The sequence below is a fragment of the Providencia sp. PROV156 genome, from assembly GCF_028480905.1.
In the GTDB taxonomy this organism is placed as follows: Bacteria; Pseudomonadota; Gammaproteobacteria; order Enterobacterales; family Enterobacteriaceae; genus Providencia; species Providencia hangzhouensis.
Map to the genome: position 1 here is coordinate 1 of NZ_JAMPPE010000029.1, position 19,301 is coordinate 19,301.

A 19,301-nucleotide genomic window follows, 5' to 3' on the forward strand; every position below is an offset into this window, starting at 1 on the left:
AGGTGGGGTGCCTAACATACTTATCATTTCAAAGGGAAAAGTAAAAGAAGGTATGGAGCATTACTCCTTAATAGATAGCGCTAATGAAAAACTTAAAGACCCTAGGGTTAAGATGGCAGTTACATTAAATTTGATAAGCTATAACACCTCAAATTTGATATACTACCCACAGTAACTAATCAAAAAGTGTAAGATTTTCATTATTTTTCTGTGATATAGGGACTTCAAATTTGGCGAAAAGAACCTATTCTGTTCGGTATATTGCAGGTGAGCCCGCTAAACGTATTCAGCCCATGCCTGTACATATGTTAGGAGAATCACTTCCAATAGGTTTACCGCTATTTGCTGCGGGTGAAACTCTTGATGTGGTTACATGGAACATTTATAAGCAGCAGCGTCCAAATTGGAAATATACACTTAATGAGTTAGTGAAAGATAGAAAACTTATTTTGTTGCAAGAAGCTCAAATGTCACCTGAGCTAATATCTTTTGCTGCATCACACAAATTAATTGCTGACCAAGTACCTGCATTACCTTTTTCTCCTCATCCCGCTGGTGTGATGACGCTTGCAGCTTCACACCCAATATATTGCTGTCCTTTAAGAGAAAAAGAACCACTTTTACGGTTAGCTAAATCTGCGTTGATTACGGTATATCCCCTACCAAATGGAAAACATTTGATGGTAGCGAATGTTCATGCAATTAATTTCAGTTTTGGAGTAGATGTTTATACTCGGCAACTAAGTAAATTAGGTGTTCATATTGCTAAACATGTAGGGCCAGTCATCCTAGCAGGTGATTTTAATGCATGGAGTAGACAGCGTGTGAATGCGTTGAAACGATTTATTCGCAGTGTAGGCTTGAAAGAAATTGTATTTAGTGATGATTACCGTACTAAGGCTTTTGGTCGTCCTTTGGATTACGTGTTTTATCGTGGATTGAACGTTAAAGATAGCACTGTACTACCGACAGATGCTTCTGATCATAACCCTATTATGACCAAATTTACGCTTTCTAAGTAATTAAGATTATCTCCCTTATTTTCCCTCGTATTTAATTGTAGATTCGATGAACTACTTTTATGGGGAATATCAGATTGAAATCATCGTTTTTATACATTCTTTTCTTTTTTGCACAAATAGCTAATGGGTCTAGCTTATTGTTGGCAAAACATGCTGAACAGTTGCCTCGTTTAGTTATTTATGACTCATCTTATCGACAAATTTCTTATCCAAATGGTGATGTGCCCGAACAATATGGTGTCTGTTCTGATGTAGTTATACGAAGCTACCGAAAAATTGGTATTGATTTACAAAAATTAGTACATGAAGACATGAAAGCAAACTTTAGTCAATATCCCAGCCAACGTATATGGGGATTACGTAAGCCAGATACAAATATTGATCATCGTCGTGTACCTAATTTAGAGGCTTTTTTCTCGCGAAAAGGGAAAAAAAAGCCTATATCAAAGAATGCCAGTGATTATATTCCCGGCGATATTGTCTCTTGGCGTTTAGATAATGGTCGGCCACATATCGGTGTTGTAACTTCGATAAAGTCACCAAGTACACAAAGTTATTTAGTTATGCACAATATTGGATATGGCCAAGTTGCTGAAGATGTTTTATTTCGTTGGGATATTGTTGGACATTATTCTTATTAAGTGAAATGGTTTTTATATAATATAATTTCCTAGATTATAATTTTAAAAATTAACTTACTCAAGAGGTTTTATATATGTAAGTGATTAGTTTTAATTGTTGTTTTTAAAATTATATTCTAATTATTGTATTAGCATTAATTCACTATGAACTATATTTATAACAGGTAGGTGGTATGTCGTATAGAATTTAATTATATATAAATGGTGGTTAATGTTATGAAAAATATAGTTATTGTTGGCGGTGGAACGGGTGGGACGATGCTAGCAAATACACTTGCTAGAAAATTGAGTAGAGAAATTTTTTCGAAGAAAATAAAAATAACATTAATTACTGATAATCCAATCCATTATTATAAACCTGCATTTATGTATGTTGCTTTTAATTTATTTTTTAAGGATGAACTGAGTCGCCCTGAAAGAGAATTGCTAAGACCTGAAATAGAGTTAGCCATTGATAAAATAGAGCATTTTGATTTTAAAAATAAAGCGCTAAACTCTAAGCATGGAAAAAAATATAACTATGATTTTCTTGTGATTGCAACAGGTTGCATACCTAAACCTGAGCGAATTGAAGGTTTAAAAGATATCGGTAACCACTTTTATGCATATGAAGCATCGAGAAAGCTAGCAGATCAACTTGCTAAGATTGAAAAAGGTCGAATTTTTATTACGGTATCATTCCCTGAAACGCCAAATGTACCCCATCAGTGTGGCATCGCGCCGATGGAAACAACATTAATGATTGATGAATTTTTACGTAAACGTCGAGTTAGGGATAGTATTGAAATCGTTTATACCTATCCAACAGTTTCACAATTATTGCGTAACTGTTTATTCATGCAACAACCTGTTTGTGAAGTTATTCCTGAAGTATTTACTGCTAAAAATATTAAAGCTCAGAGAGGGTTTACTTTAGATAAAGTTGATCCAGATAAAAAAATAGCTTATTCGAAAGAAGGTGATGAGCAAAATTTCGACTTATTGATCAGTACTCCGCCAATTACCGCGGTTGAGGCAGTTATTAATACCGGATTAAGTGAGCATAATAATGGTGAAGGTTGGTTACCTACCGACCATGAAACTATGCAAGTTTATGGTGTTGATGGCGTTTATGTTATAGGTGATACCGTTGATTTACCGATCAGTAAAGCAGGTGGAAGCTGTCATAATCAGGCTGCAATTATAGCTGATAATATCTGCGGAGAATTAATTTATGGTTATCCGGCAGCTATCTATGATGGGCGAGTTCAAGCTGTTGCTCAAATGGGATTAACTGCAGGGATGCCTTTACAATACGATTATAAACACGATGTTATTCCTACGCCTCCGACTAAATTAGGGGGATTACTAAGAAATGGCTTTAATAGAGGTATTTATTGGGCTGCTATTCGTGGCTTAGTTTAAGGAGGAAATCAAAATGTCTAATAATGAAAATCAAAGTAAACTAATTGAACTTCTTAATTCTGAGTCGGGTGATCATTTCGCAGACAAATTAGCACCGCTATTACAATTGAATCGTTTAGATAATATTGTTGATTTACTTTCTCTAATTTCTGACCTTATTGACATTACTGATAATAGCACGGTAGAAAAACTGGCAAACTCATTTGAGGATACTCTAGCGCCAGTCTGGGAATTCGGCACTGCATATAATATGGCTAAAATGGAGGAAATATATAATAGTAAAAATCCAAATTTTCGTTCGGTGTATGCTTTATTAAAAGATCCAAATACATTACGTGGAATTAGTACCGTTTTACGAACCTTGCAAATAATGGGTTCTCGATTGTCTTCCCCCCAAGAGGGATAATATTTCGGAGGTGGTATGATATTAGATAGACTGTATTCTTTTGATACGCGTGTGATACATAATTACTATGATGCAGCCGAAAATTTAGGATCACTAGCTTCTCCTATTTATCAAACGTCAACTTACGTATTTGATAGTGTTGAAGAAGGTGCCGCTTGTTTTAGCGGTGAATCGGATGGGTATATTTATACACGAATAAATAACCCAACATTAAGTTTGTTGGAAAAGCGGCTTGCTGATTTAGAAGAGGGGGATGCCGCAATTGTATTTTCTTCAGGGATGGGGGCAATAACATCGACTCTTTGGACCTTACTAAGCCCAGGAGATGAGCTGTTAGTTGATATGACGGTTTATGGCTGTACATATGCATTCTTTCATCATGGGTTAGCTCGATTTGGTGTCAAAGTTCGTCACATTGATATGAGTGACCCAAATAATGTGGCACAGGAACTCACTGAAAAAACAAAGATGATATTTTTCGAATCACCTGCAAACCCAAATATGCGCTTAGTTGATATTAATGCTGTGAGTAATATCGTTCATCAATATAACCTTGCAAATAACCAAGAAATATTGGTGACAGTAGATAATACCTATTGTACTCCTTACATTCAAAAACCACTTGAGCTTGGAGCGGATATCGTTGTTCATTCATTAACGAAATATATGAATGGGCATGGTGATGTGATGGCTGGCGCTGTTATAACAACTGAGGAATTAGCGAAGCAAATCAGATTGGTTGGGCTGAAGGATATGACTGGAGCATGTTTATCCCCTCATGATGCAAACCTGATATTGCGAGGAATGAAAACACTGCCAATCAGAATGGAAAGAGTGGTTGAGAATGCACAGAAAGTTGCGGAATATTTGGCCTCACTATCTGAAGTTTCTCAAGTGATGTATCCGGGTTTACCGAGTTTTCCTCAATACACATTAGCTCAAAGGCAAATGAAGCTGCCTGGAGGGATGATTGCTTTTGAACTTGGAGGGGGACTTGAGGCGGGTAAGCAGTTTCTGAACCGTTTACAGCTATTTTCTTGTGCGGTTAGCTTAGGTGATTGTGAGTCATTGGCCCAGCACCCTGCAAGTATGACCCATTCTACTTACACTGCTGAGGAACGAAAACAGTATGGGATTAGTGATGGGCTTATTCGTTTGTCAGTTGGGTTAGAAAGCGCTAATGATTTGATTGCCGATATTAAGCAAGCGCTCATTTGATACCAAAATAGGTAACAAAGGGCCCTATATCATATAAATATAGGGCCTAAATTTACTTTACGAATGCTTTAGTCGATTAAGGTTTTTGAAATTTACGCATGACAAAGAAGGTGACGCTCAATATAGCGACCCATGCAAACCCGACGAGAAGGGCAACTTGTGTATCTTTAAAGAAGCCAAGTAGTGCAATAACAAAGACCATAAATGCGATAGTAATTGCAGGGCCAATTGGCCAGAACGGTACTGGGAATTTGAGTTTTTTAACCTCTTCAGGGCTCATTTGGCGACGCATTGCGACATGAGAAAGTAGTATCATTAACCAGACCCAAACGGTCGCAAAGGTTGCGATTGACGCAATAATCACAAAGATTTTTTCTGGAAGTAGGTAGTTTAAATAAACGCCCAGTAACATGACAACAGACATCACCAGTACAGTGACCCAAGGCACCCCACTTTTAGTCAACTTGGTAAAGACTTTTGGTGCTTGTTTGTCTTGTGCCATACCATACATCATGCGACCAGCACCGAAAATATCACTATTGATAGCTGAAATTGCCGCAGTGATCACCACGATATTTAAGATATTTGCCGCTGATTGAATGCCTAAGCTATCAAAAATTTGGACGAATGGACTGCCATTTTGACCAATTTGATTCCACGGGTAGATACACATCAGAATAAAAAGTGTTAACCCATAGAATAATAAAATACGAATGGGTACCGCATTGATTGCTTTAGGAATAGTTTTCTCTGGGTTTTGCGCTTCACTGGCGGTAATACCGATCACTTCGATACCCCCAAAGGCGAACATTACGATAGCTAAGGACGCGATAACGCCTTCAATGCCGTTTGGCATAAAGCCACCGTGTTCCCATAGATTTTGGATACCCACCGCATGGTCAGTTTCTTGGCCGAAGCCGTAGAACATTAAGAAGGCTCCACCAACAATCATTGCGATGATTGCAGAGACTTTTACGATAGACAGCCAAAATTCCATTTCACCAAAAATTTTAACGTGGCATAAATTGAGTGCGCTAATAAATAGCACGATACTTAATACCCACACCCATTGGTCGACATGAGGGAACCAAAACCCCATGTACATCCCAAAAGCGGTAATATCAGCCAAGCAAACGACCAACATTTCAAATACGTAGTTCCAGCCAGTTAAAAAACCAGCTAAGGGACCCATGTAATGGCTAGCGTAGTGAGAGAATGAACCGGGTACTGGGTGATGCACAGCCATCTCGCCTAAGGCTCGCATGACCATAAATACAGCGGCACCACCGACCATATAAGCGAGTAGCACAGCAGGCCCTGCCGCTTGAATTGCGGAAGCAGACCCATAAAATAAGCCGGTACCAATCGCTGACCCTAAAGCCATAAAGCGAATGTGCCGAACACTCAGTCCCTTTCTGAGTTGATTTTGTTCACTACTTTGCATGTCTTTTCCTGTCTTTTTCTTCGTTCGATATATTGTTCCGAATAGGCTTTCGGTATTGTTTATTAAGTCGGACGTACTTTATTGAACCTTAAGGTGGCTACATTATCACAAACTTCCTTGTTCGTGAGATAGATATCTGCAATATAATGCGTGCTCAGCTAACTATTTTAGGAGTGATATGAAATACCCAATTAATGAAATCTTCCAAACCATTCAAGGAGAGGGGGTTTTTACTGGTGTTCCAGCCGTATTTATTCGTTTGCAGGGCTGCCCAGTTGGATGTAGCTGGTGTGATACCAAACAAACATGGGAAAAAGAACAAGATAAAGAATCTACCCTAGGGGATATCGCACTTAAAACGATTGATTCAGATGCATGGGCTATGGCAGATGGTGAGGCATTGGTTCAATTAATGAAAGAAAAACACTTCAGCGCACAGCATATTGTTATTACAGGCGGTGAGCCCTGTATTTATGATTTACAGCCACTGACTGGGATATTAGAACAACATGGATATCAATGCCAAATTGAAACTAGCGGCACATACCCTATTCAATGCACTGATAACACATGGGTTACTGTATCACCAAAAGTCGGTATGAAAGGAGGACTGCAGGTGATCAGCCAAGCAGTAAATCGTGCCAATGAAATTAAACATCCTGTTGCTCGCGAGAAAGATATTGAAGCACTTGAGAAAATTTTAGCATTGCGTACTGTCGAAACGCCTCCAGTAGTGGCATTACAGCCAATCAGCCAAAAAGCGGCAGCAACAAAATTGTGTATTGAAACCTGTATTCAACGCAACTGGCGTTTATCAATTCAAACACATAAGTATTTGGATATTCAATAATAAAAAATAGCGATGGTTTTTAGTAACCCCCAAGAGTTGGAAAACACTCATTGGGGGCCTTTAAATTACCTAAATGGTTGGTTTAATGGTACTTCAGGATCTGGCTCATGAGTAATACGGTTACGCAAGTCACGGCGAATAATTTCAATAGACCAAAACCAAATTAAATGGCCAAATATTTCTGAAACATTCTCATACCATGGTAGGTCGAAGAGTGGAGGGGTGAGCCCCATAAGAGGGAAAGAAATCATATGGACAAATAATTGCGCCAGTGCACCCGCTAACAACCCTTGCCATAGCTTAATTTTAGGGAATACTTCAGCAACAATACAATATCCGACAGCAAATACGATAGAAAATATGATGTGAGTAACACCCACAGAGTTAAAAACGTGCCCAGCAAAGGTGTAAACTGCAGAGTTAGGGTCGGCAATTCCTAACCAATCCCTTAAGAAAATATAAGGTGGGTTGAGGAAGTTACGTGAGCAGTCAATTTGTTCTGCTGCACGGATCAGCGTTTCTGGCGAACAAGCTGCGTTGAACATATCCGTTGGGCTTCTTGGTGGTAATGGGACTTCAGCCCCCCATTTGACAAACGAAGAGACGATACCAGCGATTAGACCAATAAATGCGGCCAGTCCATAACGCCTTCTGGATTTTGGTGTTTGTTGAAATAAATGCATTTTCCCTGCCTTATTAAGAGTAAATAATGGTAAATAATAGATCAGGTTATAATTTAATGCACTATGTCAAATTAAAGTTTTTATATCCTTAATTTCAAGGGGGGAATGTCAGCCACTGATTGCTTTTTGCCCCTCATTTATTTTCAAAATCTATTAGGCTTGCCGCCTGAGGTGCTTGTGTCCCTATATTATATTTCTATATTTATGAATGTTATTTTGCCCAGCTATCAAAATGGCTGCGTAAAATAACATTACATTATATTTGTAGCACTTGTACTTTTAAGCTTCTCCGCGATAGACGCAACCTGCATTGCAGGTTTCTTTTACGGTAACCGCACTTAATAAGGGTAGTAAAGGCTTAGTTTGTTGCCAAATCCACTGCGCTAATACCTCACTGGTTGGGTTTTCTAACCCTTCGATATCATTTAAATAATGATGGTCTAAGCGTTCCCAAATAGGTTTAAACGCGGCTTTTACGTCGGAAAAATCAATAATCCAACCACTATGGGAGTCGACTTCACCAGTAATTTCTAAACGCACCATGAAAGAATGCCCATGGAGGCGGCCACACTTATGACCCTCTGGGACATGAGGTAATTTGTGGGCAGCTTCGAAAGTGAAATCTTTATAGATTGTTGTGCTCATATGTGGCTCCTTGTTGTGAATAAACAGCGTATTGTACTGCATTTTTAGGTGAAAATATCTTTAATTACTAAAATAGCGTTAACCGCTTTTATCAATATGATCCATCAGTTAATTGCTTTAGGCTTTTTAGTTATTAATTATGGCTATCGTTTCTTATCCCATTATCTAGGGTTGTTATAACCTAACTGCATACCCTATATGTTTCAGGTACTGCGGTATTTTTTGCTTTATTACCTTAATTATTTGGGGGGAATGAGCAAGTGTTAGGTTGTCGGTCTTTTCTGGGGTAATGACATGGCGTCGTTTTTAAAATCAAAGATGAATAACACTGGGGTTACAAGATAATGACAAAAAAACAGCCGCCATTAGCGGCGCTGCCAATATCTGTTGAGCAATTAGCACGTTTACAGACGGCCGTTGATGATTTTTCATCCCATCAACTCGCATGGCTTTCTGGTTATTTGTGGGGAATAGTAAATCAGAATACGCAAGTTGATGCATCTGTCAGTGCGCCTGTGGTTACCCAAGATACGGTCACAATCATCTCTGCATCACAGACAGGAAATGCACGCCGCCTATCAGAGCAGCTTAGAGAGCGTTTAGTCGGTGAAAAAATTAGTGTGAATTTAGTGAATGCAGGGGATTATAAATTCAAACAAATTAACCAAGAGAAAGTGTTAGTTGTTGTAGCCTCAACGCAGGGTGAAGGGGAGCCAGCTGAAGAAGCGGTTGCATTATACAAATATCTTCATTCTAAAAAAGCGCCAAATTTATCACAAACCAGTTATGCGGTTTTTGCGCTGGGGGATTCATCTTACGAAAAATTCTGTCAAGCAGGTAAAGATTTCGATTCACAGCTTGCATCATTAGGGGCGACGTCATTAACCGAGCGAATTGATGCGGATGTTGAATACCAAGGGATTGCGGATGAGTGGGTTGAAAGCCTCACTCAGATTTTAAAAGCTCGCGTTCCTGCTCAAAGTGATAGCCAATTATTGGTGACTCAAGCAGGAAGTGTGAATGAAATTCATTCATCACCTTATAGTAAAACTGCGCCATTAACTGCGTCACTCCTGAGCAATCAAAAGATCACCAGTCGGGACTCACAAAAAGATGTTCGCCATATTGAAATTGATCTCGGTGACTCTGGTTTACGTTATCAACCTGGTGATGCACTAGGTGTTTGGTTCGATAATGACCCTGCTTTAGTTGATGAGTTGGTGGCTCTGTTGTGGCTGCAAGGTGATGAAGAAGTCTTTATTGGTTCGCAGCGCCACTCATTACGTGATGCGCTGATTTATCAATTAGAACTGACACAAAATACTCCAGTGATTGTCGAAAAATATGCTCAGTTATCAAAAGACGATACACTATTGTCATTAATTAGCGATAAAGCCGCTATTTTGCACTACGCACAAAATACGCCAATCGTCGATATGGTACGCCAAGCGGCATCTCAGCCTACTGCCCAAGAATTTGTTGACCTACTGCGTCCGCTAACCCCTCGTTTGTACTCGATTTCTTCTTCCCAATCTGAAGTAGAAAATGAAGTTCATGCAACGGTTGGCGTTGTCCGCTATGAGATTGATGGTAAGGCGCGTACTGGTGGTGCGTCAGGTTTCTTAGCCGATCGCTTAAATGAGGATGATGAACTTCGTATATTCATTGAGCACAATGATAATTTTCGACTGCCACAAGACCCAAATACGCCTGTGATCATGATTGGCCCAGGTACAGGGATAGCGCCATTTCGTGCTTTCTTACAGCAGCGTGACAATGACGGTGCGACAGGAAAAAATTGGTTATTTTTTGGTAATCCACATTTTGTTGATGACTTTCTCTACCAAGTGGAATGGCAGCGTTATGTCAAAGACGGTTTACTAACCCATATTTCATTAGCGTGGTCTCGCGACCAGCAAGAAAAAATTTACGTACAAGATAAACTTCGCGAACAAGGTGAAGAAGTTTGGCAATGGTTACAAGAAGGTGCGCACATCTATGTGTGTGGTGATGCAAACCGCATGGCCAAAGATGTTGAACAGGCATTATTAGATATCGTCAGTCAATATGGGAACATGGACAGTGAAGAAGCTGATGAATTTTTAAGTGAGCTGCGCGTAATGCGCCGTTATCAGAGGGATGTTTATTAATGAGCAATGAACAACAACAAAAGCCCTTAATTGTCGAAGGTAAACTCGCAGACAGTGAACGCATGAAGCAAGACAGTAATTACTTGCGTGGAACCATTAAGGATGACTTAAAAAATGGGTTAACGGGGGGATTTGAGGGTGATAATTTCCTGTTGATTCGCTTTCACGGTATGTACCAACAAGATGACCGTGATATTCGTGCCGAGCGAGCGGAACAAAAACTCGAGCCTCGCCATGCAATGATGCTACGTTGTCGTTTGCCGGGCGGCATTATTACACCCAAGCAATGGCTTGATATTGATAAGTTTGCCACAGAGCACACGCTGTATGGCAGTGTGCGCATTACGAATCGGCAAACATTTCAGTTCCATGGCATTTTAAAAGGGGATGTAAAGCCTGCCCATCAAATGTTAAGTCACGTTGGTTTAGATGCCCTTGCAACGGCGAATGACGTTAACCGTAACGTGTTATGTACCTCTAACCCCGTGCAATCTGAATTGCACCAACAAGCTTATGAATGGGCAAAGAAAATATCTGAACATTTATTACCGCGCACTAGTGCTTACGCGGAAATTTGGTTAGATAAAGAAAAAATAGTGACAACGGATGAAGAGCCAATTTTAGGGCAAACTTATTTGCCAAGAAAATTTAAAACCTCTGTCGTGATCCCGCCATTAAACGATGTGGATTTGCATGCAAATGATATGAACTTTGTTGCGATAGCCCAAAATGGTGAGTTGATCGGTTTTAACGTGCTGGTGGGCGGTGGCCTTGCTATGACTCATGGTGATACGGCGACATTTCCTCGCTTAGCCAGTGAGTTTGGGTTTATTCCATTAGAGAAAACGTTAGCCATTGCAGAAGCGATAGTGACTACCCAACGGGATTGGGGAAATCGTACTGAACGTAAAAATGCGAAAACCAAATATACCCTTGAGCGAGTGGGAGTTGATACTTTCAAAGCTGAAGTCGAAAGGCGCTCAGGCGTAGTTTTCGAACCTATTCGCCCATATGAATTTACTGAACGCGGTGACAAGATTGGCTGGCTTAAAGGCATTGATAACCGTTGGCACCTAACATTGTTTATTGAAAATGGTCGATTAATTGATTTAGAAAATAAACCATTAAAAACCGGCGTGGCTGAAATTGCACGTATTCACCAAGGGGACTTTCGTTTAACGGCAAACCAAAACTTAATTGTTGCGGGTGTGCCCGAAAGTGAAAAAGCGGCAATTGAAGCGATTGCTAGATCTCATGGGTTAATGAGTGATGACATTACGGCACAACGTGAAAATTCCATGGCTTGTGTATCATTTCCAACTTGCCCGCTCGCGATGGCCGAAGCAGAACGTTTTTTACCTGAATTTATTAGTCAAGTGGAAAGTATCATGGCCGCCCATCAAGTTGCCAATGAACATATCGTTTTGCGGGTAACGGGTTGTCCTAATGGCTGTGGGCGAGCCATGCTGGCAGAGGTTGGGTTGGTCGGTAAAGCGATGGATAGATATAACTTACATTTAGGCGGGAACCGCATTGGTACTCGTATTCCACGTATGTACCGCGAAAACATCACTAGTACAGAGATTTTAGCTATTTTGGATGAGTTAATCGGTGATTGGGCGAAAAACCGTCTACCTAATGAAGGATTTGGCGATTTTGTTATTCGCACCAATGTTGTTAAGCCCGTATTGAATTCTGCTGTTGATTTTTATGAGGTTAAGGAGGCAGTATGAGCCGACTTGAACTAGCAACACTCATCGAACTCGATAAGCCCCAACAAGTCGCTTATCTCGCTGAGTTTAATTCCCAGTTAGAAGCAATGAATGCATTGCAGCGGGTTGAGTGGGCGGTTGAATACTTACCGACTGAGTTTGTGTTGTCTTCCAGCTTTGGTATTCAAGCGGCACTGACATTGCATATGGTGACGCAAATTGTGCCTAATATCCCAGTTATTTTAACGGATACCGGTTATTTGTTCCCAGAAACCTATCAGTTTATTGAAGTATTAACAGATAAGCTGAATTTAAATTTGCAGGTGTATCGAGCCAAACAGTCACCAGCTTGGCAAGAAGCGCTGTATGGTCAACTTTGGACACAAGGGCTTGATGGTATTGAGCGTTATAACCAATTGAATAAAGTTGAGCCGATGGAGCGCGCGTTACATGAATTACAAGCACAAACCTGGTTTTCTGGTTTACGGCGAGAACAATCAGCAAGCCGTGCAAATTTGTCTGTACTAGGTATCGGGAAAGGGATTTTTAAAGTTTTACCAGTGATTGATTGGAATAATAAGCAAGTTTATGAATATCTAACAAAATATGATTTACCCTACCATCCGTTGTGGGAACAAGGGTATTTATCGGTTGGCGATACCCATACAACTCGCAAATGGGAAGAGGGTATGAATGAAGAAGATACGCGTTTTTTTGGTTTAAAGCGTGAGTGCGGGCTTCATGAAAACTAAATATTCGTCATAATTCAATCTGCAGCGTTGTTGGCTACGTGCACTCGCACTAGTCACATACTGGTGTATGCTCCTAGCGACTCATTTACTTGCCGCCTAGCTGCAACTTGAATTATTTAGAATATTGATTAGGTCATAATTCAATCTGCAGCGTTGTTGGCTACGCGCACTCGCACTAGTCACATACTGGTGTATGCTCCTAGCTTTATACTCGTCATACTTCAATCTGCAGCGTTGTTGGCTACGCGCATTCGCACTAGTCGCATACTGGTGTATGCTCCTAGCGACTCATTTACTTGCCGCCTAGCTGCAACTTGAATTATTTAGAGTATTGATTGGTTATACTTCAAATGGCAACTCGAATTATTTAGGGTATTAAATATAAGTAAATAATAACTGAATAAATAAAATATTTGTTTAATTATAAAGGAATGCCTTTTGTTAAAAATAAGTATTTCTTATTTTTATATTATTTTTTGTTTTTCTCATAATTATTAGAAGTTTGCGTTAAGTCTTGTATTTTTGTTCGGTATTGGCTGGTTTTTAGTGTTTTTGTGCAAGAGCTCAGGCTTATGCTTTTAAGTTACAAGAAAGAGCTTTTTGTCATTTCAAACCTATTACGTGAAGCCATATAGTCAACTGTCTATTTCTTATAATAAGTTTATATAACGATGGGTGAGCAAGATGGATTATTTACCATTATTTGTCGATGTCCGCACGCGAAAGGTCGTGTTAATTGGCGGCGGTGTGGTCGCAGCACGAAAAGCAGAATTGCTAATAAAAGCACAAGCTGACTTAGTGGTCATCTCACCGACGTTATGTACACAGTTACAAGCTGAACACCAACAAAATAAATTTGTTTGGTTAGCTGAAGATTACCAATCCATTCATTTAGATGATGCTTTTTTAGTTATCGCAGCAACAGATGATGCATTACTGAATGAAACGGTTTTCTATGACGCCAATGAACGAAAAATATTTGTTAACGTGGTTGATGACCAACCATTATGTTCATTTATTGTGCCTTCTATTATCGATCGCTCGCCAGTGATTGTGGCGATCTCTTCAGGGGGGACTGCGCCTGTATTAGCACGTTTACTCAGAGAAAAATTGGAAACGATGTTGCCAACTTCTTTGGGGGAAATGGCGGAAATAGCTGGCCGCTGGCGTCATAAAGTCAAAGAAACGCTAACTAATATGCGTGAAAGAAAACGTTTTTGGGAAAAAAGTTTCAGTGGTCGTTTTGCCTCTTTAGTAGAAAAAGGGCAGTTCAGTGAAGCGGAACAACAATTGGAACGTCAATTGTATGAGCCTGATAACCATGGCGAATTAACCTTAGTCGGTGCTGGGCCGGGTGATGCAGGGTTGCTCACATTAAAAGGGTTGCGAGTTTTACAAAGTGCAGAAGTGGTTTTGTATGACCATCTGGTGAGTGAGGAAATCCTCGAGTTGGTTCGTCGCGACGCTGACAAGATTTGTGTTGGGAAACGCGCAGGAAATCACAGTGTTTCCCAAGAAGAAACCAATGCTTTAATCGTGAAATTTGCTCAACAAGGTAAAAAAGTGGTGCGCCTTAAAGGTGGTGATCCTTTTGTTTTCGGGCGAGGAGGGGAAGAGCTACAAGTGGCGGCGCAAGCGGGGATCCCATTTCAAGTGGTTCCGGGTGTGACTGCAGCAATTGGTGCAGCCGCTTACGCAGGAGTTCCGCTGACTCACCGTGAACATTCACAAAGCATTACGTTTATTACGGGTCATTGCCGTGAAAATGGGATGGAACTTGATTGGCAGGCACTTGCTCGAGGAAACCAAACCTTAGCTATCTATATGGGTACCGTGAAAGCTGCGAAAATCAGCGAACAATTGATTCAATTTGGTCGTGCTGAAAATACCCCTGTAGCGGTTATCGGCTGTGGTACAAGGCGTGAACAAAAAGTAGTAACCGGAAAACTCGATGAACTTGAAGTGTTAGCACAGCAGGCACCAGCTCCTGCTTTGATAGTGGTTGGTGAAGTCGCTGCATTACACCAACAACTCGCATGGTTTGGTTCTCAAACTGAAGATATAAGATGGCGCAGTGCCGTATTGGAACTGGCTTAAGTAAGGGGCTATCGTGAACGACAAAAAATTGACTCATTTACAGCAGTTAGAGGCAGAAAGTATTCATATCATTCGTGAAGTTGCCGCCGAATTTGCTAACCCAGTCATGCTGTACTCTATTGGTAAAGATTCTTCCGTGATGCTGCATTTAGCACGCAAGGCATTTTATCCGGGAAAACTACCATTTCCTCTTTTACATGTTGATACAGGCTGGAAATTTCGTGAAATGTACGAGTTTCGCGATGCAACTGCAGAAAAATACGGCTTTGAGTTACTTGTTTATCGTAACCCTGAAGGGGAAAAATTAGGGATTAACCCGTTTGTGCACGGCAGCACTAAGCACACAGATATTATGAAAACTGAGGGTTTAAAGCAGGCTTTAGATAAGTACGGTTTTGATGCTGCATTTGGTGGTGCTCGTCGTGATGAAGAGAAATCACGTGCCAAAGAACGGATCTACTCTTTCCGTGACCGATCTCATCGTTGGGATCCTAAAAACCAACGGCCTGAGTTGTGGCATAACTATAATGGACAGATCAATAAAGGGGAAAGTATTCGTGTTTTCCCGTTATCAAATTGGACTGAGCTCGATATCTGGCAATATATCTATTTGGAAAATATCGATATTGTTCCCCTGTATTTTGCAAAAGAGCGACCGGTTATTCAGCGGGACGGCACTTTGTTAATGGTGGATGATAACCGCATTGACTTACAAACTGGTGAAGTCATTAGTCAGCAAAAAGTGCGTTTTAGGACATTAGGTTGCTGGCCACTGACTGGAGCTGTGCCATCAGAAGCACAAACGCTGCCCGAGATTATAGAAGAAATGTTGATTTCCACAACGAGTGAGCGGCAGGGGCGGCTGATTGATAGCGACCAATCCGCTTCAATGGAGTTGAAAAAGCGCCAAGGTTATTTTTAGTGGGCAAGGTGAATACGCAAAGTCAGGAGAAAAATCATGGCACAAGCCGTTTATAATGAATCAATCGCTCATCAAATCGAACAGCAAGGTGGAGTAGAGCCTTACTTATTGGCGCAGCAACAAAAAGGATTATTGCGTTTTTTAACCTGTGGGAATGTGGATGATGGTAAAAGTACCTTAATCGGCCGTTTACTGCATGATACCCGCCAAATATACCAAGATCAGCTGTCAACCTTGCAAAGTGACAGTAAGCGGATAGGGACTCAAGGGGAAAAGCTTGACCTTGCTTTGCTGGTGGATGGCCTTGCTGCTGAACGTGAGCAGGGGATCACAATCGATGTGGCTTATCGTTATTTTTCAACAGAAAAACGCAAATTTATTATTGCGGACACCCCCGGTCACGAACAATATACGCGCAATATGGCGACAGGGGCATCAACTTGCTCACTTTCTATTTTGTTGATCGATGCTCGAAAAGGGGTACAGGAGCAAACACGTCGACATAGTTTTATTAGTACATTGCTTGGGATTCGCCATCTTATTGTTGCCGTCAATAAAATGGATCTGGTGGATTACAGTGAAGCCATTTTTGAAAAAATAAAACAAGATTACCAAAAGTTTGCGATGGAATTGCCTGTGGATTTAAAGGTATGGTTTGTACCTATCTCTGCCCTAGATGGCGATAACATTGTAAATTCAAGTGATAATTTTAAATGGTATCAAGGCGATACGCTATTATCGATATTGGAAAATGTTCAAGTGGAGCAAAAAGCCTCGGAGCAAGCTTTGCGTTTCCCTGTGCAATATGTGAACCGCCCAAATTTGGACTTTCGCGGATACAGCGGGACATTATCATCAGGTGTCGTGGAAGTGGGGCAAAAGATTAAAGTGTTGCCCTCTGGCGCCATCTCAGCAATCAAAGAAATTGTGACATTTTCAGGGTTACAAGATTTCGCTGTGCCGGGGGAAGCAATTACATTAGTGCTTGAGGATGAAATTGATATCAGTCGTGGCGACTTAATTGTTGCACAAGATGAAACCTTACAAAGCACACAGCATGCCTCTGTCGATGTCGTGTGGATGTCTGAACAGCCGCTAGTTCAAGGCCAACAACTTGATATTAAAATTGCGGGAAAACGCAGTCGGGCAAAAGTAGAAAATATTCAATATCAAGTAGATATCAATAATTTAACGCAGAAAGTGGCGACAGAGCTGCCATTGAATGGTATTGGTTTAGTCGAATTTTCCTTTGATGAACCATTGTTACTGGAAAACTATCAACGCAATGCAGACACTGGCGGAATGATTTTTATTGATAGATTAACAAATGTGACCGTCGGAGCGGGTTTAGTCCGCGAAACACAAACCCCTGTCTTTGAAAAAAACAGTGATTTTAGCGAATTTGAAATAGAGCTAAACAAATTAGTCCGCCGCCATTTCCCACATTGGGGTGCACGTGATGTTTTAGGTGGGAAATAATACGGATGACAAAAGAAAACCATATTATTTGGCACCAACACGCGGTAACTCGCCAATTACGTGAAAGTAATAATGGCCATAAAGGAGCTGTGTTGTGGTTCACCGGGTTATCGGGTTCTGGGAAATCAACATTAGCAGGGGCAATAGAGAACCAACTTACGTCCATGGGAATGAAAACCTATTTGTTGGATGGCGATAATATTCGCCATGGTTTATGCCGTGATTTAGGATTTAGTGAGGCTGATAGACAAGAAAATATCCGTCGAGTGGGAGAGGTGGCGAAGTTAATGGTCGATGCGGGGTTAATTGTTGCGACTGCCTTTATCTCACCTTTCCAATCGGATAGACAGAAAGTTCGTGACTTGTTTGAACCCGAGCAATTTTTTGAGTTGTATGTGGATACCCCCGTAAATGTTTGTGAACAGAGAGACCCTAAGGGGTTATATCAACAAGCACGAGAAGGGAAAATAAAACAATTTACTGGGATTGATTCCCCTTATGAAGTACCACAACATCCTGAGCTACATCTGGATGGTCAACAACCTATTTCGGATTCTCTTTCCCAAATCATTGCGCTTTTATTGCGCAATCATGTCATTCAGCTAGATTATTAATACAGCTAAAATACCTCCTTTATTTTATTCGATGGTAAAATAAGGCGGTATTTTGCGTATTCAAACCCGACTTAATCTGACTTTTTATCACAATTTCAGTATCACAGTAGCGTCAATCGTTGAGTTATGGGATGATTAGCAAATCATTTCAGGGGGCAAGATGGGTAAATTAACGCTACTATTAATTGCGATATTAGCTTGGTTACAGTATTCCTTATGGTTAGGCAAAAATGGCATACACGACTACGTACAAGTCAAAGATGATGTCGCCGCTCAGGAAATTGTAAATTCGCGTTTAAAAATGCGTAATGAACAGCTATTCGCTGAAATCAACGACTTAAATGATGGCCAAGATGCGATTGAAGAACGAGCTCGAACTGAGCTTGGGATGATCAAACCAGGGGAATCATTTTATCGGATGGTTAAAGAAAGTAATAACCAGAAATAGACATAATAAAATGATGTCAAAATAGTATACCCATTAGCCTGATAATTTCTGATGTAAGAATTCAACAATGACAAATCCAAATCATGCCCCAGAAAACAATCTCCCTCAAATTGTTGCACTGATTCCTGCTGCTGGGGTAGGTAGCCGTATGAATGCCGAGTGCCCAAAACAATATTTGCAGGTTGCAGGTAAAACGATCATTGAACATACCATAAGCGCATTGCTCGAAAATGATAAAGTGCAAGAGATTGTGGTTGCTTTGAGTGCAGAAGACGATTATTTTCAGCAGCTTGCAATTTCTAATGACCCACGAGTAACGACGGTTATTGGTGGCAAAGAACGTGCTGATTCAGTATTAGCAGGTCTGGATTTTTTAATCACTAACCCCAATTTTTCAGATTGCTGGGTATTAGTGCATGATGCGGCGCGTCCCTGCCTCCATCAATCAGATTTAAATGAAATTATTCAATTAGCAGCGGAAAAAAATTGTTGTGGTGGGATCCTCGCAGCCCCCGTACGCGACACCATGAAACGCAGCTCAATAGCGAGTCAATTAATTGACCACACTGTTGAACGTGAAGCGTTATGGCATGCGCTCACACCACAATTTTTTCCGTTAACATTATTACGGGACTGTCTAAGTAAGGCCTTGAAAGAAAACGCTGTGATCACAGATGAAGCTTCTGCGCTAGAGTATTGCGGCCACCAACCAGTGTTAGTTGCTGGCCGCGCTGATAATTTAAAAGTGACGCGCCCAGAAGACCTCACTTTAGCGGAATTTTATCTTTCAAGAATGAACAATTAAGGAAAAAAA

Annotated in this window: 18 protein-coding genes; 15 read left to right on the forward strand and 3 right to left on the reverse strand. The window is 40.6% G+C overall.

The window, feature by feature from the left end; all coding sequences use genetic code 11:
- The first annotated feature begins 230 nt into the window (after window positions 1-230).
- The 5 genes from PSF31_RS17840 to megL all read left to right on the forward strand — a co-directional run bounded on the left by PSF31_RS17840 (window position 231) and on the right by megL (window position 4,691).
- The gene (locus PSF31_RS17840; RefSeq protein WP_036958303.1) at window positions 231-1,022 is read left to right on the forward strand and encodes an endonuclease/exonuclease/phosphatase family protein; all 792 of its coding nucleotides are present in this window, start codon (window positions 231-233) and stop codon (window positions 1,020-1,022) included.
- A gap of 59 nt (window positions 1,023-1,081) precedes the next feature.
- On the forward strand, window positions 1,082-1,663 hold the full coding sequence (locus PSF31_RS17845) for a DUF1287 domain-containing protein (protein ID WP_172766844.1): 582 nt from the start codon (window positions 1,082-1,084) through the stop codon (window positions 1,661-1,663).
- 216 nt (window positions 1,664-1,879) lie between these two features.
- Window positions 1,880-3,067, forward strand: coding sequence for an NAD(P)/FAD-dependent oxidoreductase (locus tag PSF31_RS17850; protein WP_096865156.1), 1,188 nt, complete (start codon window positions 1,880-1,882; stop codon window positions 3,065-3,067).
- A gap of 13 nt (window positions 3,068-3,080) precedes the next feature.
- Window positions 3,081-3,473 carry a hypothetical protein gene (locus PSF31_RS17855; protein ID WP_094960905.1) on the forward strand — a complete coding sequence of 131 codons (393 nt, stop codon included), beginning with the start codon at window positions 3,081-3,083 and terminating at the stop codon, window positions 3,471-3,473.
- A 15-nt stretch (window positions 3,474-3,488) separates the two neighbouring features.
- Entirely contained in the window at window positions 3,489-4,691 is a 1,203-nt protein-coding gene (gene megL / locus PSF31_RS17860) for a methionine gamma-lyase (protein WP_096865138.1), read from the forward strand.
- A 76-nt stretch (window positions 4,692-4,767) separates the two neighbouring features.
- Here the strand turns inward: megL and PSF31_RS17865 are convergent, their stop codons facing one another.
- A complete protein-coding gene (locus PSF31_RS17865) occupies window positions 4,768-6,135 on the reverse strand; it encodes an amino acid permease (protein WP_094960907.1) in 1,368 nt (455 codons plus the stop codon).
- A gap of 178 nt (window positions 6,136-6,313) precedes the next feature.
- Here PSF31_RS17865 and queE point away from each other — a divergent pair, with 178 nt between their 5' ends.
- Window positions 6,314-6,985: a 7-carboxy-7-deazaguanine synthase QueE gene (gene queE, locus PSF31_RS17870; RefSeq protein WP_004260765.1), complete on the forward strand. Its 672-nt coding sequence runs from the start codon at window positions 6,314-6,316 to the stop codon at window positions 6,983-6,985.
- Window positions 6,986-7,050: 65 nt separating this feature from the next.
- Here queE and PSF31_RS17875 read toward each other — a convergent pair whose 3' ends face one another.
- Window positions 7,051-7,668 (reverse strand): YagU family protein, encoded by a 618-nt coding sequence (locus PSF31_RS17875; RefSeq protein ID WP_004260761.1) that lies wholly within the window; start codon window positions 7,666-7,668, stop codon window positions 7,051-7,053.
- A gap of 279 nt (window positions 7,669-7,947) precedes the next feature.
- Window positions 7,948-8,313 carry a 6-carboxytetrahydropterin synthase QueD gene (gene queD / locus PSF31_RS17880; RefSeq protein WP_004913900.1) on the reverse strand — a complete coding sequence of 122 codons (366 nt, stop codon included), beginning with the start codon at window positions 8,311-8,313 and terminating at the stop codon, window positions 7,948-7,950.
- A 344-nt stretch (window positions 8,314-8,657) separates the two neighbouring features.
- Here queD and cysJ point away from each other — a divergent pair, with 344 nt between their 5' ends.
- The 9 genes from cysJ (at window position 8,658) to ispD (ending at window position 19,292) form a co-directional block, all read left to right on the forward strand.
- Entirely contained in the window at window positions 8,658-10,463 is a 1,806-nt protein-coding gene (gene cysJ / locus PSF31_RS17885) for an NADPH-dependent assimilatory sulfite reductase flavoprotein subunit (protein ID WP_096865139.1), read from the forward strand.
- Window positions 10,463-12,196, forward strand: a complete 1,734-nt coding sequence (gene cysI / locus PSF31_RS17890) for an assimilatory sulfite reductase (NADPH) hemoprotein subunit (protein WP_004260751.1) — start codon at window positions 10,463-10,465, stop codon at window positions 12,194-12,196. The genes cysJ and cysI overlap by 1 nt, the downstream gene beginning before the upstream one ends.
- A complete protein-coding gene (gene cysH / locus PSF31_RS17895) occupies window positions 12,193-12,927 on the forward strand; it encodes a phosphoadenosine phosphosulfate reductase (RefSeq protein WP_004260748.1) in 735 nt (244 codons plus the stop codon). Before cysI ends, cysH begins: the two co-directional genes overlap by 4 nt.
- Window positions 12,928-13,611: 684 nt before the next feature.
- Window positions 13,612-15,024: a siroheme synthase CysG gene (gene cysG / locus PSF31_RS17900; protein WP_004260746.1), complete on the forward strand. Its 1,413-nt coding sequence runs from the start codon at window positions 13,612-13,614 to the stop codon at window positions 15,022-15,024.
- 13 nt (window positions 15,025-15,037) lie between these two features.
- Window positions 15,038-15,946 (forward strand): sulfate adenylyltransferase subunit CysD, encoded by a 909-nt coding sequence (gene cysD, locus PSF31_RS17905; RefSeq protein ID WP_096865140.1) that lies wholly within the window; start codon window positions 15,038-15,040, stop codon window positions 15,944-15,946.
- A gap of 36 nt (window positions 15,947-15,982) precedes the next feature.
- Window positions 15,983-17,425, forward strand: a complete 1,443-nt coding sequence (gene cysN, locus PSF31_RS17910; RefSeq protein WP_096865141.1) for a sulfate adenylyltransferase subunit CysN — start codon at window positions 15,983-15,985, stop codon at window positions 17,423-17,425.
- A gap of 5 nt (window positions 17,426-17,430) precedes the next feature.
- Complete coding sequence (cysC, locus tag PSF31_RS17915) at window positions 17,431-18,039, forward strand: adenylyl-sulfate kinase (protein WP_096865142.1); 609 nt, start codon at window positions 17,431-17,433, stop codon at window positions 18,037-18,039.
- A gap of 160 nt (window positions 18,040-18,199) precedes the next feature.
- Window positions 18,200-18,487, forward strand: coding sequence for a cell division protein FtsB (gene ftsB / locus PSF31_RS17920; protein ID WP_004260736.1), 288 nt, complete (start codon window positions 18,200-18,202; stop codon window positions 18,485-18,487).
- 67 nt (window positions 18,488-18,554) lie between these two features.
- Window positions 18,555-19,292, forward strand: a complete 738-nt coding sequence (gene ispD / locus PSF31_RS17925) for a 2-C-methyl-D-erythritol 4-phosphate cytidylyltransferase (protein WP_004260733.1) — start codon at window positions 18,555-18,557, stop codon at window positions 19,290-19,292.
- Window positions 19,293-19,301: the final 9 nt, after the last annotated feature.